Origin of the sequence: Rouxiella badensis (assembly GCF_002093665.1) — a bacterium.
GTDB lineage: Bacteria > Pseudomonadota > Gammaproteobacteria > Enterobacterales > Enterobacteriaceae > Rouxiella > Rouxiella badensis.
The window spans coordinates 128,798-155,433 of sequence record NZ_MRWE01000007.1 but is presented as its reverse complement, the minus strand read 5'-3'; the positions used below and the strand labels follow the sequence as shown (position 1 = coordinate 155,433).

The 26,636-nt window shown below is 51.2% G+C and carries 32 protein-coding genes; 16 read left to right on the top strand and 16 right to left on the bottom strand.

Features of this window, described 5'->3' with window-relative positions; translation table 11 throughout:
- Nucleotides 1-122 precede the first annotated feature (122 nt).
- Nucleotides 123-347 carry a hypothetical protein gene (locus BS640_RS06450; protein WP_084912204.1) on the top strand — a complete coding sequence of 75 codons (225 nt, stop codon included), beginning with the start codon at nt 123-125 and terminating at the stop codon, nt 345-347.
- A gap of 15 nt (nt 348-362) precedes the next feature.
- Here the strand turns inward: BS640_RS06450 and BS640_RS06445 are convergent, their stop codons facing one another.
- The gene (locus BS640_RS06445) at nt 363-665 is read right to left on the bottom strand and encodes a hypothetical protein (RefSeq protein ID WP_084912203.1); all 303 of its coding nucleotides are present in this window, start codon (nt 663-665) and stop codon (nt 363-365) included.
- A 642-nt stretch (nt 666-1,307) separates the two neighbouring features.
- Here BS640_RS06445 and BS640_RS06440 point away from each other — a divergent pair.
- From BS640_RS06440 to BS640_RS06430, 3 genes are read left to right on the top strand one after another with little or no spacing between them, the layout of a single operon-like run.
- On the top strand, nt 1,308-1,508 hold the full coding sequence (locus BS640_RS06440) for a hypothetical protein (protein ID WP_084912202.1): 201 nt from the start codon (nt 1,308-1,310) through the stop codon (nt 1,506-1,508).
- Between the two features lie 10 nt (nt 1,509-1,518).
- The gene (locus BS640_RS06435) at nt 1,519-1,767 is read left to right on the top strand and encodes an excisionase family protein (protein ID WP_017490893.1); all 249 of its coding nucleotides are present in this window, start codon (nt 1,519-1,521) and stop codon (nt 1,765-1,767) included.
- Between the two features lie 35 nt (nt 1,768-1,802).
- Nucleotides 1,803-3,086, top strand: coding sequence for a site-specific integrase (locus tag BS640_RS06430; RefSeq protein ID WP_084912201.1), 1,284 nt, complete (start codon nt 1,803-1,805; stop codon nt 3,084-3,086).
- Nucleotides 3,087-3,124: 38 nt separating this feature from the next.
- Here the strand turns inward: BS640_RS06430 and BS640_RS06425 are convergent, their stop codons facing one another.
- Entirely contained in the window at nt 3,125-4,597 is a 1,473-nt protein-coding gene (locus BS640_RS06425; protein ID WP_084912200.1) for an EscC/YscC/HrcC family type III secretion system outer membrane ring protein, read from the bottom strand.
- A 2-nt stretch (nt 4,598-4,599) separates the two neighbouring features.
- The gene (locus BS640_RS06420; protein ID WP_084912199.1) at nt 4,600-4,986 is read right to left on the bottom strand and encodes a hypothetical protein; all 387 of its coding nucleotides are present in this window, start codon (nt 4,984-4,986) and stop codon (nt 4,600-4,602) included.
- A 162-nt stretch (nt 4,987-5,148) separates the two neighbouring features.
- Between BS640_RS06420 and BS640_RS06415 the strand changes: the two genes are divergently transcribed.
- A complete protein-coding gene (locus BS640_RS06415; protein ID WP_026110398.1) occupies nt 5,149-5,805 on the top strand; it encodes a two component system response regulator in 657 nt (218 codons plus the stop codon).
- 6 nt (nt 5,806-5,811) lie between these two features.
- On the opposite strand, the gene BS640_RS06410 is transcribed toward BS640_RS06415, so the two are convergent.
- The gene (locus BS640_RS06410; protein ID WP_158086744.1) at nt 5,812-7,518 is read right to left on the bottom strand and encodes an ATP-binding protein; all 1,707 of its coding nucleotides are present in this window, start codon (nt 7,516-7,518) and stop codon (nt 5,812-5,814) included.
- 181 nt (nt 7,519-7,699) lie between these two features.
- Here BS640_RS06410 and BS640_RS06405 point away from each other — a divergent pair, with 181 nt between their 5' ends.
- From BS640_RS06405 to BS640_RS06355, 11 genes are all read left to right on the top strand, one after another.
- Nucleotides 7,700-8,068: a hypothetical protein gene (locus BS640_RS06405; RefSeq protein WP_017490899.1), complete on the top strand. Its 369-nt coding sequence runs from the start codon at nt 7,700-7,702 to the stop codon at nt 8,066-8,068.
- On the top strand, nt 8,065-10,116 hold the full coding sequence (locus tag BS640_RS06400) for an EscV/YscV/HrcV family type III secretion system export apparatus protein (protein WP_017490900.1): 2,052 nt from the start codon (nt 8,065-8,067) through the stop codon (nt 10,114-10,116). The genes BS640_RS06405 and BS640_RS06400 overlap by 4 nt, the downstream gene beginning before the upstream one ends.
- A gap of 1 nt (nt 10,117) precedes the next feature.
- Nucleotides 10,118-11,446, top strand: coding sequence for an EscN/YscN/HrcN family type III secretion system ATPase (locus BS640_RS06395; protein ID WP_084912197.1), 1,329 nt, complete (start codon nt 10,118-10,120; stop codon nt 11,444-11,446).
- Nucleotides 11,428-11,808: a hypothetical protein gene (locus BS640_RS06390; RefSeq protein WP_017490902.1), complete on the top strand. Its 381-nt coding sequence runs from the start codon at nt 11,428-11,430 to the stop codon at nt 11,806-11,808. Before BS640_RS06395 ends, BS640_RS06390 begins: the two co-directional genes overlap by 19 nt.
- A 2-nt stretch (nt 11,809-11,810) precedes the next feature.
- Entirely contained in the window at nt 11,811-12,284 is a 474-nt protein-coding gene (locus tag BS640_RS06385) for a hypothetical protein (protein ID WP_017490903.1), read from the top strand.
- On the top strand, nt 12,262-13,233 hold the full coding sequence (sctQ, locus tag BS640_RS06380; RefSeq protein ID WP_084912196.1) for a type III secretion system cytoplasmic ring protein SctQ: 972 nt from the start codon (nt 12,262-12,264) through the stop codon (nt 13,231-13,233). The genes BS640_RS06385 and sctQ overlap by 23 nt, the downstream gene beginning before the upstream one ends.
- 83 nt (nt 13,234-13,316) lie before the next feature.
- Nucleotides 13,317-13,967, top strand: coding sequence for a type III secretion system export apparatus subunit SctR (gene sctR, locus BS640_RS06375; RefSeq protein WP_017490905.1), 651 nt, complete (start codon nt 13,317-13,319; stop codon nt 13,965-13,967).
- Between the two features lie 12 nt (nt 13,968-13,979).
- Nucleotides 13,980-14,249 (top strand): type III secretion system export apparatus subunit SctS, encoded by a 270-nt coding sequence (gene sctS / locus BS640_RS06370; RefSeq protein WP_017490906.1) that lies wholly within the window; start codon nt 13,980-13,982, stop codon nt 14,247-14,249.
- 1 nt (nt 14,250) lies between these two features.
- Nucleotides 14,251-15,024 (top strand): type III secretion system export apparatus subunit SctT, encoded by a 774-nt coding sequence (sctT, locus tag BS640_RS06365; RefSeq protein ID WP_017490907.1) that lies wholly within the window; start codon nt 14,251-14,253, stop codon nt 15,022-15,024.
- The gene (locus tag BS640_RS06360; protein ID WP_017490908.1) at nt 15,021-16,079 is read left to right on the top strand and encodes an EscU/YscU/HrcU family type III secretion system export apparatus switch protein; all 1,059 of its coding nucleotides are present in this window, start codon (nt 15,021-15,023) and stop codon (nt 16,077-16,079) included. Before sctT ends, BS640_RS06360 begins: the two co-directional genes overlap by 4 nt.
- Complete coding sequence (locus BS640_RS06355; RefSeq protein WP_206600914.1) at nt 16,072-17,031, top strand: lytic transglycosylase domain-containing protein; 960 nt, start codon at nt 16,072-16,074, stop codon at nt 17,029-17,031. Before BS640_RS06360 ends, BS640_RS06355 begins: the two co-directional genes overlap by 8 nt.
- A 64-nt stretch (nt 17,032-17,095) precedes the next feature.
- Here BS640_RS06355 and sseE read toward each other — a convergent pair whose 3' ends face one another.
- From sseE to BS640_RS06290, 12 genes are all read right to left on the bottom strand, one after another.
- Nucleotides 17,096-17,548, bottom strand: a complete 453-nt coding sequence (gene sseE / locus BS640_RS06350; RefSeq protein ID WP_139802782.1) for a type III secretion system effector protein SseE — start codon at nt 17,546-17,548, stop codon at nt 17,096-17,098.
- A 68-nt stretch (nt 17,549-17,616) separates the two neighbouring features.
- Nucleotides 17,617-18,225: a hypothetical protein gene (locus BS640_RS06345; RefSeq protein ID WP_084912194.1), complete on the bottom strand. Its 609-nt coding sequence runs from the start codon at nt 18,223-18,225 to the stop codon at nt 17,617-17,619.
- Nucleotides 18,226-18,315: 90 nt separating this feature from the next.
- Nucleotides 18,316-19,095 carry a hypothetical protein gene (locus BS640_RS06340; RefSeq protein WP_139802781.1) on the bottom strand — a complete coding sequence of 260 codons (780 nt, stop codon included), beginning with the start codon at nt 19,093-19,095 and terminating at the stop codon, nt 18,316-18,318.
- A 13-nt stretch (nt 19,096-19,108) separates the two neighbouring features.
- Entirely contained in the window at nt 19,109-20,617 is a 1,509-nt protein-coding gene (sctE, locus tag BS640_RS06335) for a type III secretion system translocon subunit SseC family protein (RefSeq protein WP_017490913.1), read from the bottom strand.
- Complete coding sequence (locus tag BS640_RS06330) at nt 20,614-21,099, bottom strand: SycD/LcrH family type III secretion system chaperone (RefSeq protein WP_017490914.1); 486 nt, start codon at nt 21,097-21,099, stop codon at nt 20,614-20,616. The genes sctE and BS640_RS06330 overlap by 4 nt, the downstream gene beginning before the upstream one ends.
- A gap of 79 nt (nt 21,100-21,178) precedes the next feature.
- Entirely contained in the window at nt 21,179-21,601 is a 423-nt protein-coding gene (locus BS640_RS06325) for a hypothetical protein (protein ID WP_017490915.1), read from the bottom strand.
- Between the two features lie 74 nt (nt 21,602-21,675).
- Complete coding sequence (locus BS640_RS22230) at nt 21,676-22,548, bottom strand: hypothetical protein (RefSeq protein WP_225741484.1); 873 nt, start codon at nt 22,546-22,548, stop codon at nt 21,676-21,678.
- Nucleotides 22,549-22,626: 78 nt separating this feature from the next.
- Nucleotides 22,627-23,358 carry a hypothetical protein gene (locus BS640_RS06310; protein ID WP_084912193.1) on the bottom strand — a complete coding sequence of 244 codons (732 nt, stop codon included), beginning with the start codon at nt 23,356-23,358 and terminating at the stop codon, nt 22,627-22,629.
- A 78-nt stretch (nt 23,359-23,436) separates the two neighbouring features.
- Nucleotides 23,437-24,162 carry a hypothetical protein gene (locus BS640_RS06305; protein WP_017490918.1) on the bottom strand — a complete coding sequence of 242 codons (726 nt, stop codon included), beginning with the start codon at nt 24,160-24,162 and terminating at the stop codon, nt 23,437-23,439.
- Nucleotides 24,163-24,265: 103 nt separating this feature from the next.
- A complete protein-coding gene (locus BS640_RS06300; protein WP_017490919.1) occupies nt 24,266-24,850 on the bottom strand; it encodes a hypothetical protein in 585 nt (194 codons plus the stop codon).
- 76 nt (nt 24,851-24,926) lie between these two features.
- Nucleotides 24,927-25,655, bottom strand: a complete 729-nt coding sequence (locus tag BS640_RS06295) for a hypothetical protein (RefSeq protein ID WP_084912192.1) — start codon at nt 25,653-25,655, stop codon at nt 24,927-24,929.
- Between the two features lie 104 nt (nt 25,656-25,759).
- Nucleotides 25,760-26,458 carry a hypothetical protein gene (locus BS640_RS06290; RefSeq protein ID WP_017490921.1) on the bottom strand — a complete coding sequence of 233 codons (699 nt, stop codon included), beginning with the start codon at nt 26,456-26,458 and terminating at the stop codon, nt 25,760-25,762.
- Nucleotides 26,459-26,636 lie beyond the last annotated feature (178 nt).

The following is a 26,636-nucleotide window of genomic DNA, read 5'->3' as shown; positions in this document are numbered from 1 at the left end:
AGAAAGGGTAATTCTGAGAGTGAAGGTTCCGACATTACTAACTGACGGTTGTATCTAATCTCGGGGGCAGGTCAGTTGAGCATGACACCCGCGACACTTTTTGAAACAGCGAGGGCAGCATAATGGCTGACATCATCGACGAAGCAAACCAAGAATATGACCAACACCTCACAGCGGCGATTGCCAACCGCGCCAAACCTGTTCCACCCTCACCCATTTGCAGGAACGGCGATTGTGGTGAGCAGTCATTGCCAGGAACAAGCTATTGCTGCAAGGAGTGCAGGGAAGATGCGGAGAAAGTAGCCTGGGGAAAAAAGGCAGAGGAAGGCTGCATGAGTTCAGTTTGAGGGTTTTCATATTGATTATAAAGACCAGCCGCTCTTTAAAGCACACTCCTGAGCTTTTGCATTTGTGAACGCTATCCGCCCTTCTGAATCAATAGACTGACCATTTAAAATGCACCAACATCGAAAGTCTATTGGCTCAGCCTCGACTTTGAAAATGTTAACCTCTTCATTTTCATAGATCTGTATTACTTTTTCAGCATCTAAAAGCCATTCAGAGTAATCCTCGGGCAGAGTATGAGTATCGGTAAAGAGTTTTCTGTACTCTGAATATTCGGTAAGGTTTCTAAACCAAAGAAGACCAACAACTTGATTTTTCATCGTTTTAAACACTTAGTTAAGCGAAGGGCATGCTGACACTTGCTCTGCCAGCATTAGTAAAAATAGCGGCGAAATTGGAAGAGAATACTGCGTTCCGCCTTACTTGATTGTGATAAGTTCAGCGGCTTTTTAGTTAGCAATTCATGCAGAATTAGGTTTCGGCATCATTTGCGGGAAAGCCATACGCTATCCTGTTTACAGTGCGACGCACCTTCAACTCTGTAGGAGTCTTATAGGCATCTGAAAGATATACCTCACCCATGAAAACTACTATAGCACTTACTTTAACAGGGTGTCCGCAGTGCACACATGTTATTGAAGACACGATATTGCTCATAGTCGTTGCAACTTTTACATCAAATTTATCAGCTTTGCATTTTTCGCAAACAATGTTCATATCGGGCATAGATTCACTCGTGAATAGGTGAAGTACCCCAATTAACGTAATTAAGATTATTCCCACTCTGAAAAAAGTATAGCAGTGAATTACATATTTAACTTTTGCGCTCCTCATTTAGAAAGAGTCAGTGGGTTAACCATTGAACTTTTTGCCGTCTAAAGCCCCGTCCTTCTCTATGAGGAGTACACCTTAAGCACCCGCCATAAAAGAGATCTGGTGTATTTTCAAGTAAAGAGTAACTCATGACTCCTGAGGAAAGTGACAACGCCGCCCGGGCTATAGCAAAGAAACTCATCACCGAACTCCGCAGTAACTCAAACAATCACACCTTCCGCGAACTGCTCGACAAATACGCCAGTCAGGCTAAGCCACTATGTCCACCAAAGCATGAGGCTTGGTTATGGCTGTGCGTCATTGTTCATAAAGTGGTTGAGGGTAAATAGAAGAGGATTTATGGACAACATCATTCAAATGAACCCGAGCAAGTGGGTATCTGAAGACTTACTTATGTCTCTCACTGGCATGACTAAACACATGATTCAGCACGCCCGCCGCACCTCTTGGATGGAGGGGCGAGAGTACAGGCACGTGGCGCCGGACCTGAATCCGAAGCAAAACAGCCCGATCATGTATAACCGGCATGAGATAGATAATTGGGTTGAGCGACAAAGGCCAGCGATAAGACGGAGGATTTCTGCTTAAATAGTTTCGCCTTTCACTAAATGAGGAGCATTGCAATGGCGATCCAGACGACAGGTGTAGAGAATCACGGAGGATTACTACGCATTTGGTTTATGTACAAAGGAAAGAGGTTTAGAGAGGTTTTAGGCGTACCCGATACGCCTAAAAATCGAAGAATGGCTGCTGAACTTAGGAGCTCGATAGTTTACGGGATCAAGACAGGGAACTTTAACTATGCCGCACAGTTCCCCCAGTCAAAAAACCTGGCGAAGTTAGGTATTGTTCAGAAATCTATCACCCTGCAGGAGCTGGCGGATAAGTGGCTAGACCTGAAGGAAATGGAAATCGCGAAAAATACCATAACCCTTTATCGTTCTTATATCGCGGTTTGCGTAGGAATAATGGGGGCTAATAGGCTTGTGGCTTCCGTAAACCACGAGATGGCCTTAGACCTCAGAAAAGAGTTACTGACCGGGTATCAAATAGTCATAAGAGGGCAGAACCCAAAGCGGGTCAAAAAAGGAAGAGCTGTGAGGACAGTGAACGGTTATCTATCTTGCCTGGCGGCAATGTTCAACTTTGCAGAAAAGAACTGTTATATCGAAAAATCACCGTTCTCTGGCATTTCCCCATTGAAGAAATCACGAGCTGAACCCGATCCACTTACAAAAGATGAATACCTGAGGCTGGTCCATGCTTCCCCTTCCCTGCAGATCAAGAATATTTGGCAACTCGCGATCAGTACAGGATTGAGACATGGCGAACTTGGTGCCCTCGCTTGGGAAGACATCGACACGAAGGAGTGGACGGCAAAAATTACCAGGAACATTGCGGTATCTGGGCATTTTACGCCCCCCAAAACTGAAAGCAGTATTCGCGTTATCAAATTAAATGATTCAGCTATTGAAGCGCTCCAAAGCCAAATGGCTTTGACGAAAATGAGAAGCCCCATATCGGTCAAGGTACATCTTAGAGAGTATGGGAAAACGCGAACAGATGAATGCACCTTCGTTTTCTCCCCTAAAGTTTCCGCCAAGAACAAGGCGGCCGGTGACTGGTATTCACCAGGGTCGATTGCGTCTACATGGAACTATGGGCTAAAAAAGGCAGGGTTGAGGCATCGAAGGGCTTATGAAACGCGACACACGTTTGCATGCTGGGCTTTGAGTGCGGGTGTAAATCCTAACTTCATTGCCAACCAGATGGGGCACAATTCAGCCCAGATGGTTTACAACGTTTATGGGAAGTGGATGACGGAAAACAACAGTGACCAAATGTCGATTATGAATGCCGGTTTTAACCAGAATGCCCCGAATATGCCCCAAGCCAAAATAGCATAGCTATTTTTTCCTTTCTAATCATGCGTTAAACACCCTCACTACGGTTTAATCAAAAACAGACGCACTGTGCTGCGACTGGTTTTATCGGTAGAGCGGAACAAACTTCCCACCAACGGTAAATCTCCGAGCAGGGGAATTTTTCTCTCGCTCTCTTTCACTTCGTCCTGAATAAAGCCGCCAAGCAGTAAGCTTTGACCGGCGCGGAGCAAGGTCTGCGTCGAGACCTCAGAGTTGCTCGTTTGCGGTAGAGGTTCATGTTCACTAAGGGCGTCCGTATGTTTGCCATCTTGGATAATCAACTTCAGCATCATTTCTGGGTGACCGCCCTGGTTTATCAGACGCGGCGTGACTCTGAGCAGCGACCCAGTAGTGATCGACTCGATCTTGGCCACTTTTTCAGAAACAAGTTTGGTGTGAAACGTTACGCTGCGGTCCAGCACCGCCTCGGTATTGTCGAGCGTGACGACCGAAGGTCGCGAGAGCAGCTGCGCCTTGGCGTTTTTCTCCAGCGCGCTGAGCTTGACCATAAAGCCGCCGGTATTGGTAATAATCGAAGAAAAGCTGCTCGACGACGGCGCGCCGCTGCTGTTGAGGCTGATACCTCCGCCGCCGATTTGCGTCGACAGCGACCAGTCGATGCCCAGCGATTTGAGCTCGGTTGAATCGACGTCCATGATCATCACCGAAATTTCGATCAGCTTCGGTTTGATATCGAATTTCTTAATCAGCGAGGCATACATCGGAATATTGATTTTGCGGTCACGCACAATTACCGCATTTTGCTGAATATCCGCCGAGAACATCGGCAGTGAACGGTCGGCAGGCTGTTGCTCGCCCTGATTCTCTTTCAGCGGCAGGGTGCGCCCCTGCGCCATCTCTTTGAGCATGCTAACGATACCGGGTATCACTATCTGCTGGCCGCGATAACTGTGGGTGGTGTCACCCGCGCTGGCGTACTTCAGCGGGAACAGCTCGATCTTTTCCTGATTCTGGTCGTGATTCAGCTTCTGCTGGTCAATACGTTTCGCCAGCGTCTCCACGCGAGACAGGCAAATGGGCACGCCTTCGACCTGCATAGCGTTCGAAGACGGCAGCGCGCGTACCTGGCAATGTTTGTTGTCGAGGATATTGCTGCCTTCAAGTTGACTAATCAGCTCGCTAACCGGCAGATAGGTAGGCGTAATCAGTTGGCTGCCGACTTCGCTGGCCTTATAGATGTGGATAGCCTGCCCGTCGTAATACCAGGCCAGCTTGTGCATCCGCGCGAGTTCGTCCAGCGCCTTTGAAGGCGAGACATCTTTGATAACGCCAATAAAAGGCTCATCAACCTGCGTGCTAACCACCACGGGAACCCCATAGTTGGCCCCCAAATCGTGTAATACGTCGGTGAGTTTGCTTCCTCGACTGGAGAGAAAAAAGGGGTCATCCCCTTGCCAGGGGAGGCTGGCCAAGGCGCTAAAATGACACAGCATCGAGGCGAGGCCCACGGCCAGTAACAGGTTTTTTCTCATCTCTATGCTCCAGAATGTGGGTGAAGGAGGAGGCCTGATTTTTCACCAAATCTGATCAGCCAGTCAGCAATATCCTGCTGTTTACTCAATGAAGCTTCCCATTCCTGAGTCGAGAACGTGGTGCGATTAAGGCGCAGTAGAAACAACCTTTCGCTTTCAACCAACAGGGAATCGTTAACGCAGGTGGGAACCGAGGCGAACCACAGACAAACGCGCTGGAGCCAGTCGACATCACTGACGGTCAGACCGGTATCCATCGCGATGCAAACGCCCTGTGGAAAACAGCTACACCAGGCCCGCTGCTCCGCCACGTCAAGTATCAGCCGATCGCTACGCATTTTTACCACGTGGACCGACTCCAGGGCGGCAAGGGAGTCAGGGAGTTTCATATCATCTCGATTGCATTGAAAAAGAGCGGCTATTTTGCGGATGTAGACGTAATTTCGGTATCAGGTGTTGACCTGATTTATTCAGCCGGTGAATTGAACAGCGAAGCTTCAAGCTATTTGTTATATAATTCTCAATCAACCTTCCCTAAAAGATGGTAAATAATGACAGTTCGAACGGAGAATAATCCCGCGTTAAAAAGGGTTCTATTGGTCGAGGATCACTCTTTGCTCAGCGACGGCATTACCCAGCTTATCTCTTCCCTGCCTGATTACGAGGTGGTGGGCGTGGTAGTAGACGGATTGAAGGTCTACGCTGCCTGTCAGCAGCTGCATCCTGACCTGGTGATACTTGATTTGGGGCTGCCCGGCATGGACGGCAATGATGTGATTCATCAGCTCAAGCAGCGCTGGGTGGAGTTAACTATCATCGTGCTCACCGCCGACAACAACGAGCACCGCGCTAAGGCCGCACTCAGCGCGGGCGCGATTTCCTATATCCTGAAAAGAAGTCCGCAGCAGACCCTACTTTCGGCACTGCAAATGGCCGCCGCAGGGCGTTCCTACATCGACCCTTCGCTCGACGAGCAGCAGATAATCAAAACAGATAAATTGCTGGACGGTCAGGTACGCCTGACGGTAAGAGAACGCCAGATTCTGAAGCTTATTGCCGAAGGCAGCCGCAACCGCGACATCGCCGAGAGCCTGAAGATTACCATCAAGACGGTAGAGACCCATCGCCTGAATCTGATGCGCAAGCTCGATGCCCACAGCGCGGTCGAGCTCACCAACTGGGCAATCCGCCTGGGGATCCACAATTGAGCTTTCTCAGCTAAAACTTTCGCGCCGCAGCAAGTCAATCAGCGGCTGAATACGTGAAGAATCAGGCCAATCCCCTGCTATCACTTCCTCCTCAATCTTGGCGCAGTGGTCATGAAGCGTCAGATAACCGCACAGCCCGGCGCAGCCTTTAATCGCATGCAACGACTCCAGCAGCTGAGTCTGCTGATACCCCAGCCAACTCTGCTCGATGCGATTGGCGAAGGTCTTGAAGGTCTGCCAGATTTCGTCCCGTAACTTTTCGTCCACCTGCACGTCAATCAGCGGTTTCCCCAACGAAGGATTGCGCATCAGCTCAATGCCCCGCGTAAGCTGCAGCATGACCACGTTCTCGATGACCTCCATGAGTTTAGGCATCTGCAATGGCTTAGTGAGATAACCGTGCATCCCACTTTCCATGACCCGCTCACGCTCGCTGGAAAGCGCGTCGGCGGTCAACGCCACGATGGGCGTGTCTTCGTCCAGCATGCCAGACTCGGGAGCGCGCCAACGCTGTGCGGTAGTGAAACCGTCCATTTCCGGCATGCGCAGATCCATCAATATCATGTCATAAATGCCTTCTCGCCCGCAGTACAGCGCCTCCTGCCCGGAGTGTGCGGCATCAACCTGATGCCCGAGGTCACGCAGAATTTTGCTCAATACCTCGAGATTAGCCGCTACGTCGTCAACGATTAACACCTTCAGCGACCACGGGCTCAGAATCAGTGGTGCTGTGCTTTGCTCTTCATAATCATTGCCCTGCAGCAGGGTAGCGACCGTTCGCCACAAACGCCCCGGAAGATAGGACAGTGCATGAGACGCCAGCGCATGGTTCATTCCCTCAACCGGGGTCAGCCCCCACTCAAGCAGCTGTGGATGCAGCTCCGCGGGCGCGACGATTTCACCGCTCAGGCGCATTTTCTCTCCGCGCTGCGGCCCGTCCGGTAACCAAAAGGTAAATCTGGCCCCCTGACCCGGCTGGCTGGACAGCAGAATATCTCCGCCCATCGACTGCGCCAGCATCGAGGAGATAGTCAGCCCCAGACCGTTACCTCCGCTGTGTGCGCTAACTTGCACGAAAGGACGGAAAATCTGCTGATGCTGGCTCTCATCAATTCCCTCACCGCTGTCCTCGATAGCGAACACTAAACGCTCGTCCTGCACCTCGACGTGCAGCTTAACGTAGCCCCGTTGGGTGAATTTAATCGCATTGCCGAGCAGGTTTATCAGAACTTGTTTAACCCGAATGCGGCTCATCATTATTTCGGCTGGAATATCATTGGCCACCCACGCGCTAAGCGTCAGGCCTTTTTCCTCGGCCCGCAGGCGCACCGCCATCATGACCTTGTCCAGCAGCGGCAAAAGGGGAACCAGCTCGTAGGTCAGCTCAAGCTTGCCGAGCTCTATCTGGTTGTAGTCGAGAATATTGTTGATCAGAGAGAGGAGATAGTCGGAGGACATAGTCGCGGTCTCAACAAGCCCCTGCTGCTCGGCCGTGAGTTCTGAACGCTGCAACAGCACCAACGCCCCCACGATGCTGTTCATCGGTGTTCGTATCTCGTGGCCAATATTAGCAATGTGCTCGCTCTTTCTGAAATGGGTCTGCTCGACGCCGCCCGGTGACACATCCACGGTCTGTTTTGCCCGACGCCCCAGCCCTTGGTAAAAACCCAGTACGCGCTGCCACAGCAGATTCTTTTCGCTCACTTTTTTCATAATTTTGAGGCCCCCGACGTATTTCAAAAGGCGAAACAGCGGCATCACGACGCTGAGGATGGCGGTTCAGGCGTTGATTCAGGTGTTTACCCGATAGTGTTGAACAGGCTCTTTGCCGATGATAGTCGCAGCCTGGGAAGCCTCCCCGGTACCTTTATCAATAAATTATCAGAGAGACCGGATGGGATTACAAACCGAACGGCGACTGGAACAGTTTTTACAGCTTGCTGACCTGCCCTCAACGCAGGTTTCGTCGCGAATGGAATTTTCCATGCCGCCCTTTCAGCTCTACGTCGAATGCCTGGAAGAGCACATTTTATTGACCCTGAGCCGAGAGATTGAGGATGCCTATCAGGGTACTGCATTCGTTAAATCACTGAGCGCCTGTCATCCTGCCCGCACCCAAGGCACGCCCATACGCACCTGGCAACTAAAAGGAAAACAAATGCTTAGCTGCTCACCGGGAAAATACAGTGACGTGAGTCATTGGCTGGCCTGCCTGCAAACAATGCGCCGCATGCTTGAAATTATCGCCGGAGGTCACCGATGAAGCTCCTGCAAAAATGGCTGCTTATCATCGCCGCACGTCAGGATATTATGCTAGCGGCCATGCTGCTGCTTGCCGTATTCATGATGATTATTCCCCTGCCAACCTGGCTGGTGGATTTCATGATTGCGCTGAACCTGACTATCTCCGTTATCCTGCTGATGATGGCACTGTACATCAGAAATCCGCTGGAATTTGCAACCTTCCCCTCAGTTTTGCTGATTACGACGCTGTACCGACTGGCATTGACCATCAGTACTACGCGTCTGATTCTGCTTCAGGCGGACGCCGGACAGATAGTTTACACCTTCGGCCAGTTCGCGGTCGGCGGTAATCTCGGCGTCGGGCTTATCGTATTTGTAATAATTACCATCGTGCAGTTTATCGTCATCACCAAAGGGTCGGAGCGTGTGGCCGAAGTTGGCGCACGTTTCTCGCTCGATGCCATGCCCGGTAAGCAGATGAGTATCGACGGTGACATGCGCGCCGGGACCATTGACGCCGAAGAAGCCCGTCGCCTGCGCGGCTTGGTGCAGAAGGAGAGCCAGCTGTACGGTGCAATGGACGGCGCGATGAAGTTCGTAAAAGGTGACTCCATCGCCGGTATCATCATTATTCTGGTGAATATCTTCGGCGGGACCGCCATCGGCATCATGTCACACGGCATGAGCGCCAGCGAGGCGATGTCAACCTACGCCATTCTGTCGATTGGTGACGGTCTGGTCAGCCAGATCCCCGCCCTGCTTATCTCCATCACCGCCGGGATAATCGTTACCCGCGTCTCCGGCGAAGAGAAACTCAATCTGGCCGGCGACCTCGCCCACCAGATAGGCTCGCAGTCGCAGGCGCTGACCGTGTCCTGTGTGGTTCTGCTGGTGTTTGCGATGATCCCTGGCTTCCCGGCTATCTACTTTATTATGCTGGCGCTTGGGCTATTCGGCTGCACCATTCTGGTTAAAAGACGCAGCAAGAACAAGGCCAACGGCGCGAGCGGCCCTGGTGCCGACGCGAGTGGCGAAAATGGCACAGCGGGTGGCGCTGCCATGACCCCGGGCGCAACACCGCTGATGATTCGCCTGTCCCCCGACCTGATGCGCTCCGGCAAGTTTGCGCCTAAGGTCGAGGCTTTCCGCCACAACAAATTCGAAAAGCTGGGCATTCCCTTGCCGGACGTTCAGCTGTTCCAGGACGCCTCGCTAAGCGCTGGCAGCATGCAGATCATGCTGTATCAGGAGGCGGTGATGGTAGTCGATATACCGGATGGCCTGCTGCTCGCCGACGTCTCGACGCAGACCCTGCCGCAGGCAGAAAAAAGCGTGCGCCTGCCGTTCAGCCTGCAAAGTTTGCAGTGGGTCTCTCCAACGCATAAAGAAGCCCTTTCGATGCTCGGCGTTACGCTACATGAGAGCGAGGACCGGCTGGTTCACTGCCTGTCGATTCTGGTTGACCGCTATGCCGGTGAGTTTATTGGCGTGCAGGAAACCCGCTTCCTGATGGACGCGATGGAAGGCAAATATTCTGACCTGATCAAAGAGGTTCAACGCCAGTTGCCGATTGGCCGCATCGCCGACGTGCTGCAACGGCTGGTCACCGAAGGCGTTTCGATTCGCGACCTGCGCAGCATTTTCGAAGCGTTGATCGAATGGGCGCCGCGTGAAAAAGACCCGATCATGCTGGTGGAATATGTGCGTATCGGTCTGAGACGCCATCTGGTGACCCGCTTTAAAGCCGGTAATCCGTGGATTAGCTGCTGGATGATTGGCGACGTCATAGAAAGCATGATCCGCGAGGCGATTCGCCAAACGTCATCTGGCTCCTATTCAGCCCTCGATTCCGAGTTAAATCAGGCCATTATCGACCGTATTCGCGAGCAGACCGGAGAAGAAGAACGCCGCACTCACGTGTTGATGACCGCCATCGACATACGTCGCTTCCTGCGCAAAGTCATCGAACGCGAGTTTTATAACCTTCAGGTTCTCTCCTTCCAGGAGATAGGCGAAGAGACGGAACTGCACGTCGTCGGCAATATTGACCTGATAGGAGAAGAGTAAAATGCGCCTTCCCGACCGCGAGGATATCCTCGAACAACTGATCGAACGCCTGCAACTGCCCGCCGCCGACCCAAACGCCGGGCGACAACTGGCCGGTAAGGTGGTTGAAATCGGTCCGACGCTGCTCAAAGCCTCGCTGCCGGGCGTCAGTCTGGCAGAAATTTGTCGCCTTGAACCTTCGGGCATCAACGCCGAAGTCGTGGCGATCAACGGCGATTACGCCATGCTTTCGCCTTTTGCCGAACCACTGGGCGTGACCACCGGCAGTCGTGTGGTCCCTACCGGCAGCGTACACCAGATAGCGCTCGGCGATTTTTTGTTGGGCCGTATTCTTGACGGCATGGGTCAGCCGCTCGACGGGTTTCCGCTGCCAGAAGGCGGTGAATTACGCTCCCTCGAAGGCGCGGCACCGAACCCCTTGACCCGGCAACTTATTGATACCCCGCTGCCGCTCGGCGTGCGCGCCATCGACGGCATTCTGACCTGCGGCATGGGCCAGCGTATCGGCATTTTCGCCGCCGCGGGCGGCGGCAAGAGTACTCTTCTGGGCATGATCTGCGACGGCAGTCTGGCGGACGTTATCGTGCTGGCGCTTATCGGCGAACGTGGCCGTGAGGTCCGTGAATTCCTCGAACATACCCTGACCGAAGAGGCGCGAGCGCGCTGCATCATGGTGGTGTCGACCTCCGACCGCCCGGCGCTGGAACGTCTGAAGGCGGCCTATACCGCCACCGCGATTTCCGAATACTTCCGCGACCGCGGCAGCAACGTGCTGCTAATGATGGACTCCCTCACCCGTTTCGCCCGCGCCTCGCGCGAGATTGGCCTGGCGGCGGGCGAGCCTCCGGCAGCGGGCGGCTATCCGCCAAGCTTCTTTGCCCGTCTTCCGCGGCTGCTTGAACGCGCCGGACCGGCGGAGTTTGGCAGTATTACCGCCATTTATACCGTGCTGGTAGAAGGGGACAACCTCAATGAGCCGGTTTCCGATGAGGTGCGATCCATCCTCGACGGCCACATCGTCCTGTCCCGCAAGCTGGCACAGGCCAACCACTATCCGGCCATCGATATCGCCGCCAGCGTCAGTCGAATCATGGGTCAAGTGACAGAACGAGATCACCGCGACAACGCCGGTAAACTGCGCCGTCTGATGTCAGCCTGGCAGGAGATTGAGCTGCTGGTCCGGGTCGGCGAATATCAGGAAGGACAAGATGAAGAGGCGGATGAGGCAATGCAACGCAAAGAGGCGATTCGCGAGTTTCTATGCCAGTCGACCACTGAAAAGAATGGCTATGAGGAGACGCTTGAACTTCTATGCCAAACACTCAACTGACCCTCAAATCCCTGCTGTCCCTGAAGGTACGCCGCGAGCGCGGGATTAGAAGCGCTATCGCCCGTCTCGACAAACAGGTCCAGCAGCTTGAAACGCACAAAACCACGCTGCTGCAAAACCGCAGCACGCTGTGGAGCGAATGGCGGCATTGCAGCAGCAGCGAGCAAACGCTCGGGCCGCTCGAAATACGCGCCTATCGCGCCCAGTTGGGCAAATATTATCAGCAGGACCACGACCTGCTGGCGCAGGTGGAAGATACCGACAACGAAGTTAGCCAGCGGCGGGTCGAACAGGACAAACAACAACAGCTGTTGCGTCAGATTTTGTTGCAGCAGGAAAAACTGAAAATATTGATGGAGTAATTGTGTATATATCATCCCAGGTACAACGTAGAACCGTCTCGGTACAGGAAAATGACGGCGACAGTCACTCCTCCGACGAAGAGGATAAGCGCCGCTTTGCCTCACTGCTGGCGTCAATTTCTCCACGCGTGGTTCCCGCCAGCGTAACCAGCAGGCTCGGCTGTTCAAGCGGGTCGGCCGGGGGATTCACGCTCGCCAGAGGCGCGGATACCTTAATGCTCAAGCAGCTGACCCTGCCGAAATATGCCTCGCGCGACGCCTGGCTTAGCTGGCGTCTGACCAATGGTGCTTTGGCAGGGCTGGAAATTGAGGCACGCAGCAGCGAAAACGGACTGTTTATTCGCCTTAAAGCCGTCGATCACCAGAAGCTGATCAGGATTTTAGGCTCCGCCAAACGACTGCAACAGCGGCTAATCCGCCAGTTTGAAAAAGACATACAGGTTGAGGTTAGCGATGAAGATCCCGCAATTAAGTAAAGAAACCGGCAGCCTGGTCGCCAGGGTGGGTAACGGCCTACAGTGGCTTAACGATAACGGCGAACTCATGGTGTCATACCGCCAGCGCCCGGCGGTCAGCGGTCTTGTCCTCCACGCCACCTTCGACGGCGAGCCGCTCACGCTGCTGGTCGACGAAGAACAGTGGTGTCAGTGGGTGCAGCCAATGCTGACGGTGCCTTCTCTCGCTATGACCCCGCCTGAGTTTCGAGATTTATTGAGTATCTGGACGCTTGCCGACGCTGGCGAATGCTGTGAAAACAACAGCATGGCGTGGCCGCAGAGTGAACGGCTCGAGGCGGGCAGTGCAGCACCGCAGATGGGATGGCACGTTTATATCCGCCGCGAAGAGCGGGAGCTGGGCTGTTATCTTCTGTCCGGCGCAGAAAAATGGGTCTCGGCGCTGTCTGACGAAGCCTTCCCGGTTTCAAATCATGACACCGCCACTGATATCAAACTCTGTGTCTCGCTGCTGGCGGGCTGGAGCAAGGTAGAAAGCAGCATTCTGAATATTTTAGGCCCCGGCGATGCGTTAATCCTCCAGCACAGCTGGCAGGTGGCCGACGACCAGTACGGACTCTTTATTGACCGACCTATCGCGACATTGCGTCAGGAGCACGAGCCCAACACTTTTACCCTTGAGGAAATAATGAACGACTTTGATGACTGGATGGACGTGACGCCCTCCCCTTCGTTTATCTCTTCGCAGAGAGATACGCTGCTCAATACCACCTTTGCCGTCACGGTTGAGGTGGCCAAATTCGAGGTGTCGTTGCAAGAGCTCAGCCAGCTGGACGTCGGCGGTCAACTCTCCGGCACCACGCAGTACGACGGTCTGGTTACGCTCAAGGTCGGCGGACTGCCGTTTGCAAAAGGCACGTTGCTGGAGATTGACTCTCGGCTGGCGGTCAGAATCGAGAGCATTTGTTAAGACAAGTTAGGGTCTGCACCTGATGGGCCAAGGTGGGATAGCGCGGGATAATAACCGCAATATCCCCTCATCAGGATCTAAAAATGTCTATATTAGACCAACCCCTACAGCTGATTATTCTGCTCTTCGCGCTGTCGATCATGCCGCTGCTGATAGTGCTCGGCACTTCCTTTCTGAAAATTTCGATTGTCTTTTCCCTGTTGCGAAACGCGCTGGGTATTCAGCAGATCCCGCCGAACATCGCGCTCTATGGCTTAGCCTTGATCCTGAGTATGTTCATCATGGCGCCGGTCGGACTCGCGATACAGGACAACATCGCCGCCAATCCGGTGAAGATTGAATCACCGGCGTTTATCGACCAGATGGAATCCGAGGTATTTGCGCCCTACAAAGAGTTCCTCGAACGCAATACCGCTCCGCAGCAGGTGCATTTCTTCTCTGATATCGGCCACAAAATCTGGCCCGAGAAATATCAGAAACGCATTCCCGACAGCTCCCTGCTGGTGATGATCCCAGCGTTTACCGTGAGTCAGCTGATTGAGGCCTTCAAAATCGGCCTGCTGCTGTTCCTGCCGTTTATCGCCATCGATCTGGTGGTCTCCAACGTGCTGCTGGCGATGGGCATGATGATGGTGTCGCCGATGACAATTTCGATGCCGCTTAAGCTGCTGATCTTTGTCCTGATGGGAGGCTGGGAGAAATTGCTTGGCCAACTGGTTCTGTCATTTTCATAAACGGAGACCGAGATGAGTGAAGCCATGATTACCCAACTGGCGGCGCAGATGATGTGGCTTATCCTGCTGCTGTCTCTGCCCGTGGTGGTGGTCGCCTCGACGGTAGGCGTGATGGTCAGCCTGATACAGGCGCTGACTCAGGTACAGGAACAGACCATACAGTTTCTGGTGAAGCTGGTGGCGGTATCGATAACGCTGGCAGTGACCTATCACTGGATGGGCGATGTGTTGCTCAATTATGCCGGTCTGGCTTTCGACCAGATAACCCAGATGCGGGAATAATATGGCCAACATGTGGACCCACTGGATGCCTATCGTAGGCATGTGCATGCTGCGCCCGCTCGGGGTGTTTCTGCTCATGCCGCTGTTCAGCAGCGCTAACCTTGGCGGCGCACTCAACCGCAGCGCCCTGCTGCTGGTCATCGCTCTGCCGATGCTGCCGGTTTACAGCGACTGGCAGTCGCCCACCAGCGCAATGGGCTATGTGATGTTGGCCGTCGGCGAACTGTGCATCGGCCTGATTATCGGCTTCTGCGCCGCTATCCCGTTTTGGGCGCTGGACATGGCGGGTTTCCTGATAGACACCATGCGTGGCTCTTCCATGGCCAGCGTGCTCAACCCGATGCTCGGCCAGCAGTCCTCATTATTCGGCATCTTCTTTACCCAATTATTCAGCGTGCTGTTTTTGATGAGCGGCAGTTTTAATGAGCTTATCGACGCTATTTATCAGTCCTACGTCACACTGCCGCCCGGCGGCACGCTCAGTTTCGGCCCGGACGGACTGGCCTTTATTGGCCGCCAGTGGCGCCTGATGTACGAACTTTGCCTGCGCTTCTCGATGCCCGCCATCGTAGTAATCATGCTGGTGGATATGGCGATGGGGCTGATTAATCGCTCTGCCCAGCAGCTTAACGTCTTCTTCCTGGCGATGCCTATCAAGAGCGCCTTTGCGCTGTTGATGCTGGTTATTAGCTGTAACTTTGCCTTTGGTGACCTGCGCACCTACAGCATGCATTTTTCAGAGGTCAGCGAAACCATGCTGAGTATCTTCCGATGAGTGAAAAAACAGAGAAGCCGACGCACAAAAAGATCCGCGACTCGCGTAAGAAAGGCCAGGTTGCCAAGAGCGCGGAAATTACCAGCGGTATGCAGCTGGTGGCGGTGCTGGGCTATTTCGGTACCGAAGGAAAGGAGCTGTGGCGGGCATTGCAGGAGTTGCACGAATTAGCCATTGGCGCCGTCAATCAGCCTTTAACCTTTGGGTTAGGCCAGCTTACCGCCGCCTTTACCTCATTGGCGATAAGGTTCGTTGGCGGGCTGGGTATGTTGCTGCTGTTTATCACTATTTTTACCATCCTGGCGCAGGTTGGGCCGCTGCTGGCGACGGAGGCACTCAAGCCCTCCTTTAAGAAACTCAACGTACTCGCCAATTTAAAAAACATGTTTTCGGCAAAAAATCTGTTCGAGTTCTGCAAATCTCTGCTGAAGGTCATGCTGCTGTCGCTGATTTTCTTTTATTTGCTGCGCCAAAACGCGCCGTCGATTCAGTTTCTGCCGCTGCATCCGGTCACCACCGGACTTGAGGTCTGCGTGCGCCTGCTGTTTTGGATGCTGCTGTCGCTTATCTGTTTTTATGTGGTGATTGGCATCGCTGATATCGCGTTTCAAAAGTATGACAACAATAAAAAAATGATGATGTCGCTTGAAGACATAAAACAAGAGCATAAAAACTCCGAAGGTAATCAGGAGATTAAGCAGAAACGTAAAGAAGTACACCGAGAAATTCAAAGCGGTAGCCTGGCCTCGAACGTGGCCAAGTCTACCGCGGTAGTCAAAAACCCGACCCACGTTGCCGTCTGTCTTTTTTACCATCCGGAAACCTCGCCGCTGCCGAAGGTGATTGAAATGGGGCGCGATAAACGTGCGCTACACATCATCCATCTGGCTGAAAAGGCAGGCATTCCCGTCGTAGAAAACATTCAGGTTGCCCGTAGCCTGGCCGCAGGCACGCCGGTAGGCGGCTATATCCCTGCCGAACTCTTTGAACCCGTAGCGCACATTTTGCGCCTTGCAATGAAACTGGATTATGACGACGACGATGACGATGATTAAAAAAACAACCGCTGTTTTGATTTCCCTGACCTGCTGTGCACTGGTCGCAGGATGCACCCATCCCCTGGGCTGGTTTGACGACCAGCCTGCGGCGAAAAAATCGGCGGCAGTGCTGTTTAAAGCCACCGATGCGAGCACCGCCTCGATGGCGGCGCTGAATAAGTTCCCCACCGTGCCCCACAGCGTCAGCGATATGAATAACTTCCCCGTTGTACCGCTAAACTGGCGGATAGAGGGAGAGCAGGATGACGACGCAGAAGCGCAGATGGTGGCTAACATTGTGCCTATCGCGCCGCTAGAGGCGCCTCAGTCTGCGTCCCCAGGCGTCTCTCGCCTGACGCACAACACGCGGTATCATCCAATGATTAAACGGGTGTCTAACGAAGTGGGTATCGATGCCGACCTGCTTCACGCCATGATAAAAGTGGAGTCTAACTATCAACCTCAGGCGGTGTCCCACAAGGGCGCACGCGGACTCCTGCAGGTGATGCCCGCGACCGGCAAACGTTTCGGCGTGACCAACCTGATGGACCCGGAGCACAACCTGCGCGCCGGTGCAACCTACATGAAATGGCTGATTGAGCACTTTGACAACGATCTGACGCTGGCGCTGGCAGGCTACAACGCGGGTGAAGGTGCAGTGAAAAAGTATGGCCGCGCTGTCCCGCCTTATAAAGAAACCCAGCACTACGTCAAGAAGGTATTGGGCCATTACAACCGGTTGCAAAACAGCAAGTCTGAGCAGGAAGAAGTGCTGTCAAGCGAGGCGACACCGGTAAGCGAAATCGCGGCTAATAAAAAGACCAGGAACACCCAGAGTGAGAATAAAGCGGATAAAAGCGACATCGCTCTCGGCGACAAACTGTTGGGCCTGCTGCTTTCACAGCCAAAGGCAACCACTACGGCCAATAAAAAACACGGCACTTCAGTTAATGAACATGCCGTGCTCTAGTCAAACAACCCATCGTGCCGCTTTGATTCAATCGTCATGCCACCTGGATTGAATCAAAGCGTTATCACTGAGACTGTGGCAGTTTTTTGCTACAGTTTTTATTCGGATAAACTAGCCAAGAATCCCCTTCAACTTGTTGCCAGTTGGCTCCCTGAGCGATGAGCACCGTCGCCAAACGCTCTCGCAGCGCGGTGACCTCGGCATAAACGCTGTGCAACAGCATGCCTCTCACCTGACGAATCTGCGGCACGGCGCGTTCCAGCTGATGGATAAGCTTGATAAAACCTGCCACCGCGCGGTTGTTCTGATTCTCTTTGCTGCGATTAACAAAATCACAGACGATAAGCTCTTCGTTTTCAAAACGGTACACCAGCTCAAAGTCGGTATGCTGAATGCGCATACCGATAATAAAATCACTGTTACCGAAGCGTTCAACCTGTGGCGTAAAGCCGTTGGCCGCCAGATAGCGGGTGACGACATCGGATTTTACTGCGGTATTGGGGGTTGCGGTCTGCATTTTTCTTTCCTTCAAGAGAATACGGCCGAAGCCGTATTCTTTGCGCGGTGGTGGGAGGAGAACCTGTCTTACATGCGAACTTTATCGAGAATGGCGCTCTGCAGGCGGGTCAGTTCGCCGGTCATTTCCAGCATGCGGCGTGAGGCTTCGGTGGCTTTATCAGCCGCCGCGCTGATAGTCTGACGAATTTGGGCCGCTTGAGCCTGCTGCATATCGGCTCGCAGTTCAATTTTCCGGGCGTCACGGGTTATGCCCGCGGCCTTCATACTCATGCCACTTTCAAAGGCTTTTCCCACCCCATTGAAGGTTTCGGAACCTGTCTTTACTGCATCTGCAAGCTTGCTACCGGCGGCAAAGCCCCCTGCTACACCAAACGCAGCGGAAATCGACCCGGTCACCATTTTCACCGTTGCGTTCGTCATGGCGGCCTTATAGTCAGTGTCAATCGCCTCTTTTTTCAATTCCAGAGAGGACATTTCTTTATTGAAAGCGTTTTTGAACGACGAACCGACGAAATCGCGCTGGAGATCTCGAATCTCGTTGTTCATTTTTTTCAACATCATCATTACTTCGTTAAGTGTGCCAATCACACCTTGGCCGTCGACAACGCTTGCCGTGGAAGAGGTTTCTGCGGAAGAGGTTACCGGTGCTGAATTAGTTTGATTAATCGTTGTCATTTTATAAATTCCATTTAAGTTTGGTGGTGCCTGCATTCCCGCAGGCGTAAGTTATTTTTAAATATCGATCGTGGGTAAAACCTGTCGCCGCTAAGACAATGGGCCTTTCATGCTGGCAATGCTGTGTGCTATTTGCTCCATCGAACCGTCGTCACGACTGGTCGATGAGGAGTCGGCCTGCCTCATTTGCTCCATTCTACTCGCGGCGCCCTTACCCAACCCGCCTATTATTTCATCAAGCCTGAACACCGCTGAGTCATCATACGCATGCAGAGTAATAGCATTGTTCAGTTGGCTGGCGGCATCCTGGGCCATGAGCACGGTATTTTTATTGCGATTCAGAGCCCACTGCGTTACGGCTTCTGCTATTTCACCAACCTGCTCTTGAATCTTTATTTCATAATGAGTATTAATGTTTTGACTGCGCAATTCATAACTGAGCAGGGTAATCACAGCAACCAGCGGCAGCATTTCTGCACGAAAATTATGCTCACGTTCACGCTGCTCAATAAACAATTTACCGAGTAGGTCCATCACCTCACCGCGGCTCATCGGCGCGGCAGAAAGGCGGTTGCAATTGGCCAACTCGGCCGAAACGTGACGGAGAGCCTTGCTGGCAAGCTCTTTCTCATGTCCGCTGAGCGGCGGTGAAAAGCTGCGGTCAAAGGCCTCAGCTAATTTCTCGATATTCTTACCCCTGCCTAATTCCAGCATGACTGCGCCTAACTGTGCTTTATCCAGCACGGGCAAGGAGTCGGCAAAGGCGCCGGACAATCGAGATTTACCTGTTGTTATTTTGTCATTTAAAGATGCCACGCCAGATGGCGTCGTATCGCTTAATCGCGGACTCATTGCCGTTATGCTAGTCATAGAGTCTCCGGCTTTACACCATGGATGAGGCGATGTTGACCTGGGTAGTTCCCATTTGGCTCATGGTCTGCAAGCCTTCCTCAATAATGGTGCCCTGGCCCTGCTGTAGCTCTCTGATTCTATCCAGCGCCTTTTTCTTGCTGTCGCTGTAGAGGTCGAAAATCATCTGATTCCACTGCTGGTCAACAATCAGCAAGGAAATATCCTTTTGGATCGAGGCTCGCTGCTTATCTATCACCGCCATACTCGCTTGCTGTGTGCCCTTACAGCCGGCAATAAGACCTTTTCCGAGTGTAGTAACGAGCGGAACACTACTCATAGCCTTCAATTGCGCCGTGGTACGCATGCTGGCCGTCACAGAATGGGTAGTGATTTTCTGGCCGCTTTTGACGGCTTGGTTGCCCGCCTTTTCAAGGGTTTGCTTAGCCATTTTTTCGACCGCGTCCTGACTAAAGTTTTTGGCCATCTTGCTGCTTGCCACTTTCTTGAGGAATTTCCCCCCCGTCTTGCTGGTAAAGGTAATGGCCTGCTTAGACAGTTGGGCAGTAATCAGCTCGGCACTTTCTGCGGCAATTTTTTTGGCAATTTGTGTCGCTGCAACGGAAATAATCTGTTTGCTGGCTTCCTTAGTACCGGCCTTGACTCCCTCTGAAATCGCGGTGTTCATAATTGCCTCACCGCCCTCTTTCATGACTTTTTTAGTGATGTTAGGAACAATTTTAGCCACCAGCGCATTTCTCACCGAACTGGTCACGTCAACTACTGCGCCGGCGATTTCAAACCCCATCTGCACGTAGCCCGCTTTTTCGGCCATATCATGATATTTATCGGCATTTTCGGGGTCGACAATTGCCAGGGTATTCGCGACGGCCTTAACCACACCGGCACAGCCTGCCAACAGATCCATTGCCCCGCCCGCCACCATCATCGGGTTGCCGCTCATTATGCCGCCGGCAATCTTCATGACGCCGGTCACCACTTCTACGGCTGCAACGACCCAGTCGAAACATACGCTGATAACGGCGGCTTTCTTGGTTTTGTCCTGCAGTTCAACATTGTTGGCTATTTCCTCTAAACGCGCTTTGAGCTGATCGGCACGCACTTGCTCCTGTTTATCGGAGAGGATTTTCATCACCTCGCATTTAGAGGTCACGGTATTGCCCAGAATTTCATTCGACAACAGCGTTGAGGCCATTAGCATGGAATCCATGGGCAGCGCAACGAGAGTCTCCAGGGTAAGATTTATGCCTGAATTACCTCTATCGTCATTACTTGCCGGTGGAATATTCTGCTTTACTCTTTCAAATGCAGCATCTGCCTCCCTGCGTGAGACCGGCGTGGCGGCGGCGCGCGGCGTGGCCAACGACGAGGTTTTCGGACAGTCTGTCGCGGCAAACAAGGTTTCAGCGTTAGTCTGCGTTTGAGTAACGGCACTGTTCTTTTTACTGACAACGTCTTTGGAAATGGCGCTATCGTCGGTAAGGGTATTGGCACTCATCGCGCCGTTGAGGATCATGGTCATGATATTTCTTCCTTGTATGAGGCCAGCATCCTTTGTGCGCTGCCCTTTATTTCCTGATACTGCGGTTGTGCTCCGCACCACATAGTGACGGCGTTTAATGCTTTGACTGCCTGCTCTTCACATCCCATGTATCGCAAGCTGATCGCGGTAAAGAATGCGCTACGCGGGTCATCAATTTTAAGCGAGGCTGCTCGCGTGAAACACCCTATCGCCTGGCCGTGGTCTTTAAGGCGCTGATGGCAAAGCCCTTGCGCCAGCAGATACTCAATATTCCAGTGGTCCAGGGTGCACAGCATGAGATACAAATTTCTCGCGGCGCTGAAATCCCCGGATGCGAACAGCTGACTCGCATAGCTTTCGATAGACTGCAGGTCTTTGTCGTCAACGTTGGACATCATGCGCAGCGAACCCCCGCGCGCCAAAAAGTACTCGAACAGTTCACTGTCGCTGGCGTTCTGATAATCAAAACTATTTTCTAACATCGGTCACTCCTTGAGATGGAACTCTAATCAGGCAGGCTTCATGCCTGCCGTGAGGCGATTAGTCCAAAAATTTTAATTGTCAGGCAAATGAACGGCGGTGCTTCTTGGCGATAGGTGCACGCGCTGGTTTCTCGGCGGCCGTTTCGGCTTTAACCTCTGCGTTTAAGGAGCTGGCCGCTGATTTTTTAGCCACACTCACCCCCACTTTCTCTTCAGGAATAAGCTGCTTCAATTGGCGACCCAATTCGTCAAAGGTCTTTTTGACCACCGCCACCTTTTCAACCATCGGCTGATGAAGCGGTTTATCACCCTTGGTCATCACGTCGCTCAATTTTTTCAACTTACTCATCGCAATCGGGCAGCTGTCGGCATTTTGATAGATCTGGCCAATTTCACCCTGAAGAGACTTAAACTCTTCAATTTGCTTTTTAAAACCGAGACGACGTCTTTGCAGCGCATCGATCATGCCTTTCAGTTCTTCCATTTGCTTCGATTCATTCATTTCTTATTTCCTCAATATATTAATTCACGGGAATGTTCGAACCGAAGGCACGGTTTCCCGTCACAGGCTATTCGTTATCGAATTGACTGTGCGATCGATTTAGTTGATTCACCGTTCATGCTCTGCACGGCGTTGGCCATCGCTACCGCAGTGTTAAAACTCTGCATCAGCTGTTGTAATTTTAATTGGCTGCTTTGCACAAAGTCGGTGGCGCGAGTGGCGGTTGATTCGAGTGCACCTTTAATTTCTTCAAGCGCAGCTTTGTCTAATTTAGGATCCTCATATTTTGGTGGAAAAGTATCAGTGAGCGCAGCCTTGATTTTCTGAATGTTTGCGCTATTTACACTATAAGACTGAGTCGTCTTGTCATATTTTAAGATTGACAGAGCATAGGTGTTTGCATCTTTACCCTCAAATTTAACGCCTTTACCTTCCAAATAAGACAAGGCAGTATAAATATCCGTGAGATCTTTACCCGATATTGTCCCACCCTTATTTCTAGCCAAGAGTTTATTTAAAAAATCAATTTGCTCCTGAATTTTCTTTGATTCTTCTGTCAACTCAGGGGATATTTCATTTGCTTTTAAATACTCGTCAATATTCTTACCCGCAACAAGAATATTGTTTTTTTTCATATAGTCGATGACGTCCTGAGGCAACTTGCCGACGTCTTCACCGCTTGCCAGCTTGGCAACAATGCCTTCAACGCGGTTGGCTAAATCGGTGGCGTCACGGCCTACCGCGGTTTTGTCCTGCATTTGCTTAAATTTACCCTGCGCAAGCTCGGTAAACATCAGCATCATCTCTTCCATGGTCACCATCGCGCCACCCATCATCGAATGGTTTTTCATCGCTTTGAGATAGTCGAGGTCGTTCTTTTCATTATTTGAATCGGGTACTTCGCCAGCGCTGAATGCGCTGATATTTTCGTTAGTGATAGTGGTCATAATAGGTAATTCCTTTTAAGTGTTTTAACCGCTGGCGGGATTTCCCGTCCGCCAACCCATTATTTATTATTCGATTAATTAACGAATCGACTGAGCAATCGACTTAGTTGATTCACCGTTCATGCTCTGCACGGCGTTGGCCATCGCTACCGCAGTGTTAAAACTCTGCATCAGCTGTTGTAATTTTAATTGGCTACTTTGCACAAAGTCGGTGGCGCGAGTGGCGGTTGATTCGAGTGCACCCTTAACTTCTTCCAACTCAGATTTGAGTAATTGTATCGTCCCGGCAGCTGCATTAAGCCTCTTTTGAGCCGCTTCCAACTGTTTCTCTGCGGCCTCAAGCTCTTTGGGTGTCGAGGCTTTAGCAACGTTAGCTTTGCAAACGCCCACTTCCTTCTGACGTTCAGTAACGTTGCCTTGAAGATTCGCATGCCAGGAAATACTTTTCATATATTCGTCAATAGATTTCCCTCCAACGAGGATGTTATTTTTTTGCATATATTCAATAACATCCTTAGGAAGATGATCCATAGAATCACCGTCTTTCAGTTTGGCAATAATCCCTTCAACGCGGTTTGCCATATCGGTGGCGTCACGGCCTACTGCGGTTTTATCCTGCATTTGCTTAAATTTACCCTGCGCAAGCTCGGTAAACATCAGCATCATCTCTTCCATGGTCACCATCGCGCCGCCCATCATCGAGTGGTTTTTCATCGCTTTGAGATAGTCGAGATCGTTCTTTTCATTATTTGAATCGGGTACTTCGCCAGCGCTGAATGCGCTGATATTTTCGTTAGTAATAGTGGTCATAATGGTAATTCCTTTTAAGTGTTTTAGACCGGTGACGGAGTTTCCCTTCCGCCAACCCATTATTTATTATTCGATTAATTAACGAATCGACTGAGCAATCGACTTAGTTGATTCACCGTTCATGCTCTGCACGGCGTTGGCCATCGCGACCGCAGTGTTAAAACTCTGCATCAGCTGTTGTAATTTTAATTGGCTGCTTTGCACAAAATCTGTTGCGCGGGTGGCGGTGGATTCGAGCGCGTTTTTAACTTCTTCAAGCTGGGATTTTGACATCTTTTTGACGATGTTCTCTGGATCACCCCCTTCTTTTTTTACTTGTGCGGCATAGGATTTTTTTTCTTTTTCAATACGAGCAGTATCCCCCTTATGTTCAGGCGCCAAATTTTTCTCATCTTTCCAATACTGGTAATGCCATTCCGCTTGCGTATATCCCACGCCTTCTAAGAAATCATCAACACTCTTCCCGCCGATCAGAATGTTATTCTTTTTCATATAATCGATCACGTCTTGGGGCAACTCGCCAAGATCATCACCGCTTGCCAGCTTGGCAACAATCCCTTCAACGCGGTTGGCTAAATCGGTAGCGTCACGGCCTACTGCGGTTTTGTCCTGCATTTGCTTAAACTTACCCTGCGCAAGCTCGGTAAACATCAGCATCATCTCTTCCATAGTCACCATCGCGCCGCCCATCATCGAGTGGTTTTTCATCGCTTTGAGATAGTCGAGGTCGTTCTTTTCATCATTGGATTGTGGTACTTCGCCAGCGCTGAATGCGCTGATATTTTCGTTGGTGATGGTGGTCATAATGGTAATTCCTTTTATTTACTTTCCATTTATTTTACCGGCGGGTAATACCGCACCGGCTTTTGATTAATTTTTACTTATAACTTTCAATTACGAGACATTATTAACGAATCGACTGAGCAATTGATTTAGTTGATTCACCGTTCATGCTCTGTACGGCGTTGGCCATTGCTACCGCAGTGTTAAAACTCTGCATCAGCTGTTGTAATTTTAACTGGCTGCTTTGCACAAAGTCGGTGGCGCGAGTGGCGGTGGATTCGAGTGCGCCTTTAAATTCTTCGAGCTGGGCTTTATCAAGTTTAGCTCCACTGCCACCTGCAGAAGCGAGATATTCCTTAACAGATTTACCCGCAATCTGAATATTATTTTTCTCCATATAGTCGATAACGTCCTTCGGAAGTACTGCCGTACTTTTGTCATCTCCCAGCTTGGCAATAATCCCTTCAACGCGGTTGGCTAAATCGGTGGCGTCACGGCCTACCGCGGTTTTGTCCTGCATTTGCTTAAATTTACCCTGCGCAAGCTCGGTAAACATCAGCATCATCTCTTCCATGGTCACCATCGCGCCACCCATCATCGAGTGGTTTTTCATCGCTTTGAGATAGTCGAGATCGTTCTTTTCATCATTGGATTGTGGAACTTCGCCAGCGCTGAATGCGCTGATATTTTCGTTGGTGATGGTGGTCATAATGGTAATTCCTTTTAAGTGTTTTAATCGCTGGTGGAATTTCCCTTCCGCCAACCAATATTTATTATTTGATTAATTAACGAATCGACTGAGCAATTGATTTAGTTGATTCACCGTTCATGCTCTGCACGGCGTTGGCCATCGCTACCGCAGTGTTAAAACTCTGCATTAGCTGTTGTAATTTTAGCTGGCTGCTTTGTACAAAATCGGTGGCGCGGGTGGCGGTGGATTCGAGCGCGCCTTTAATTTCTTCCATCTCGGCTTTGGTAAATTCCACTTTAGTCAAAGCTTCATAAAGGCCTTTTTTAGCACTTTTCAGCTCTGAGGTTGCTTTCTCTACCTCAGCGGGGGTCTTGGCGTTCGCGAGAGCCTTCTCTGCGGTATTCACTTTACCCTGAGCATTATTAATTTCAGTCTTCTTGGCCGGGATGCTCGTCGCGGCAAGCACATAGTCTTTGACCGATTTTCCAGCGATAAGAATATTGTTTTTATCCATATATTCCAGAACGTCCGCCGGTATCTTTCCGTTTTTATCACCTTCCACTTTGGCAATAATCCCTTCAACGCGGTTAGCCATATCGGTGGCGTCACGGCCTACTGCGGTTTTGTCCTGCATTTGCTTAAATTTACCCTGCGCAAGTTCGGTAAACATCAGCATCATCTCTTCCATGGTGACCATCGCGCCGCCCATCATCGAGTGATTTTTCATCGCCTTGAGATAGTCGAGGTCATTCTTTTCATTATTTGAATCGGGTACTTCGCCAGCGCTGAATGCACTGATATTTTCGTTGGTGATGGTGGTCATAATGGTAATTCCTTTTATTTACTTTCCGTTTTTTTTCGCCGGCAGGGAATTCCACACCGGCGGACATTTACTTTTTACTTCTCGTCTTTTAATTCAAAACGCTATTAACGAATTGACTGAGCGATTGCTTTAGTCGATTCTGCGTTCATGCTCTGTACGGCGTTAGCCATGGCTACCGCGGTGTTAAAGCTCTGCATAAGCTGCTGCAGTTTCAACTGATCTTGCTGTACAAAATCGGTTGCACGGGTAGAGGCTGATTCCAGGGTGCTCTGAATGGATTTCAGGGCTTTTTTGTCTAAATTAATCGCGCCAGTGCCTTCATTTGGCACCGTAGGGAGTGTGCCAGCAACATTATCTGCATTGTCACCCGCAGCACCGTTTACCGGCTTGGTCTGGTCCATGGTGCCGAATTTGCCTGCCTCTTTTGGTTTAGAAGCACCGTTGATGAAATCACCAATCGGCTTGTTGTTAACCAGAATGTTGTTGTCTTTAATATAATCAAGAATGTCTTGATCCAGGGTAGCCGTACCGTCTGCTGTAGCAATATTTGCCAGAGCGGACTCGACTCTTGTTGCCATATCGGAAGCGTCACGACCAACGTTGGTTTTCTCTCTCATCTGCTCAAACTTCTTAGCAGCCAGCTCGGTAAACATCAGCATCATCTCTTCCATGGTGACCATTGCGTCTCCCATGATGGAGTGGTTCTTCATCGCCATCAGATAGTCGTTCTTCTGAACGTCATTTTTATCCGCAACGGCGGTCGATTGTGCTGTGTTTACTCTTACTGTATCAATGTGGCTCATTACTTATTTCCTGTTAATTGATAGATGTTGCTCACAACGCTTTCCTAAATAATTTCGCTCCCTGCTGCGCTGCTAGTGGAGCCATATTAGCGATTCAAAAAAAGCAAACTTTCTGATTTCTGCAAAAACTTCTGTTTTTTCTCACAGCACTTTTTAATTGCAAATTAATATTGGTCGG

Coding starts and splice junctions, on each gene's coding strand:
- BS640_RS06425 (WP_084912200.1), bottom strand. CDS start 4,597: ATGAGAAAAAACCTGTTACTGGCCGTGGGCCTCGCCTCGATGCTGTGT.
- BS640_RS06300 (WP_017490919.1), bottom strand. CDS start 24,850: ATGACCACCATCACCAACGAAAATATCAGCGCATTCAGCGCTGGCGAA.
- sctR (WP_017490905.1), top strand. CDS start 13,317: ATGTCTATATTAGACCAACCCCTACAGCTGATTATTCTGCTCTTCGCG.
- BS640_RS06290 (WP_017490921.1), bottom strand. CDS start 26,458: ATGAGCCACATTGATACAGTAAGAGTAAACACAGCACAATCGACCGCC.
- BS640_RS06305 (WP_017490918.1), bottom strand. CDS start 24,162: ATGACCACCATCACCAACGAAAATATCAGCGCATTCAGCGCTGGCGAA.
- BS640_RS06325 (WP_017490915.1), bottom strand. CDS start 21,601: ATGAATGAATCGAAGCAAATGGAAGAACTGAAAGGCATGATCGATGCG.
- BS640_RS06345 (WP_084912194.1), bottom strand. CDS start 18,225: ATGACAACGATTAATCAAACTAATTCAGCACCGGTAACCTCTTCCGCA.
- BS640_RS06340 (WP_139802781.1), bottom strand. CDS start 19,095: ATGACTAGCATAACGGCAATGAGTCCGCGATTAAGCGATACGACGCCA.
- BS640_RS06445 (WP_084912203.1), bottom strand. CDS start 665: ATGAAAAATCAAGTTGTTGGTCTTCTTTGGTTTAGAAACCTTACCGAA.
- sctE (WP_017490913.1), bottom strand. CDS start 20,617: ATGACCATGATCCTCAACGGCGCGATGAGTGCCAATACCCTTACCGAC.
- BS640_RS06295 (WP_084912192.1), bottom strand. CDS start 25,655: ATGACCACCATCACCAACGAAAATATCAGTGCATTCAGCGCTGGCGAA.
- BS640_RS06450 (WP_084912204.1), top strand. CDS start 123: ATGGCTGACATCATCGACGAAGCAAACCAAGAATATGACCAACACCTC.
- BS640_RS06355 (WP_206600914.1), top strand. CDS start 16,072: ATGATTAAAAAAACAACCGCTGTTTTGATTTCCCTGACCTGCTGTGCA.
- BS640_RS06410 (WP_158086744.1), bottom strand. CDS start 7,518: ATGAAAAAAGTGAGCGAAAAGAATCTGCTGTGGCAGCGCGTACTGGGT.
- sctT (WP_017490907.1), top strand. CDS start 14,251: ATGGCCAACATGTGGACCCACTGGATGCCTATCGTAGGCATGTGCATG.
- BS640_RS06440 (WP_084912202.1), top strand. CDS start 1,308: ATGACTCCTGAGGAAAGTGACAACGCCGCCCGGGCTATAGCAAAGAAA.
- BS640_RS06310 (WP_084912193.1), bottom strand. CDS start 23,358: ATGACCACTATTACTAACGAAAATATCAGCGCATTCAGCGCTGGCGAA.
- BS640_RS06395 (WP_084912197.1), top strand. CDS start 10,118: ATGCGCCTTCCCGACCGCGAGGATATCCTCGAACAACTGATCGAACGC.
- BS640_RS06330 (WP_017490914.1), bottom strand. CDS start 21,099: ATGTTAGAAAATAGTTTTGATTATCAGAACGCCAGCGACAGTGAACTG.
- BS640_RS06430 (WP_084912201.1), top strand. CDS start 1,803: ATGGCGATCCAGACGACAGGTGTAGAGAATCACGGAGGATTACTACGC.
- sctS (WP_017490906.1), top strand. CDS start 13,980: ATGAGTGAAGCCATGATTACCCAACTGGCGGCGCAGATGATGTGGCTT.
- BS640_RS06390 (WP_017490902.1), top strand. CDS start 11,428: ATGCCAAACACTCAACTGACCCTCAAATCCCTGCTGTCCCTGAAGGTA.
- BS640_RS06405 (WP_017490899.1), top strand. CDS start 7,700: ATGGGATTACAAACCGAACGGCGACTGGAACAGTTTTTACAGCTTGCT.
- BS640_RS06400 (WP_017490900.1), top strand. CDS start 8,065: ATGAAGCTCCTGCAAAAATGGCTGCTTATCATCGCCGCACGTCAGGAT.
- BS640_RS06415 (WP_026110398.1), top strand. CDS start 5,149: ATGACAGTTCGAACGGAGAATAATCCCGCGTTAAAAAGGGTTCTATTG.
- BS640_RS06420 (WP_084912199.1), bottom strand. CDS start 4,986: ATGAAACTCCCTGACTCCCTTGCCGCCCTGGAGTCGGTCCACGTGGTA.
- BS640_RS06435 (WP_017490893.1), top strand. CDS start 1,519: ATGGACAACATCATTCAAATGAACCCGAGCAAGTGGGTATCTGAAGAC.
- BS640_RS22230 (WP_225741484.1), bottom strand. CDS start 22,548: ATGACCACTATCACTAACGAAAATATCAGCGCATTCAGCGCTGGCGAA.
- sctQ (WP_084912196.1), top strand. CDS start 12,262: ATGAAGATCCCGCAATTAAGTAAAGAAACCGGCAGCCTGGTCGCCAGG.
- sseE (WP_139802782.1), bottom strand. CDS start 17,548: ATGCAGACCGCAACCCCCAATACCGCAGTAAAATCCGATGTCGTCACC.
- BS640_RS06360 (WP_017490908.1), top strand. CDS start 15,021: ATGAGTGAAAAAACAGAGAAGCCGACGCACAAAAAGATCCGCGACTCG.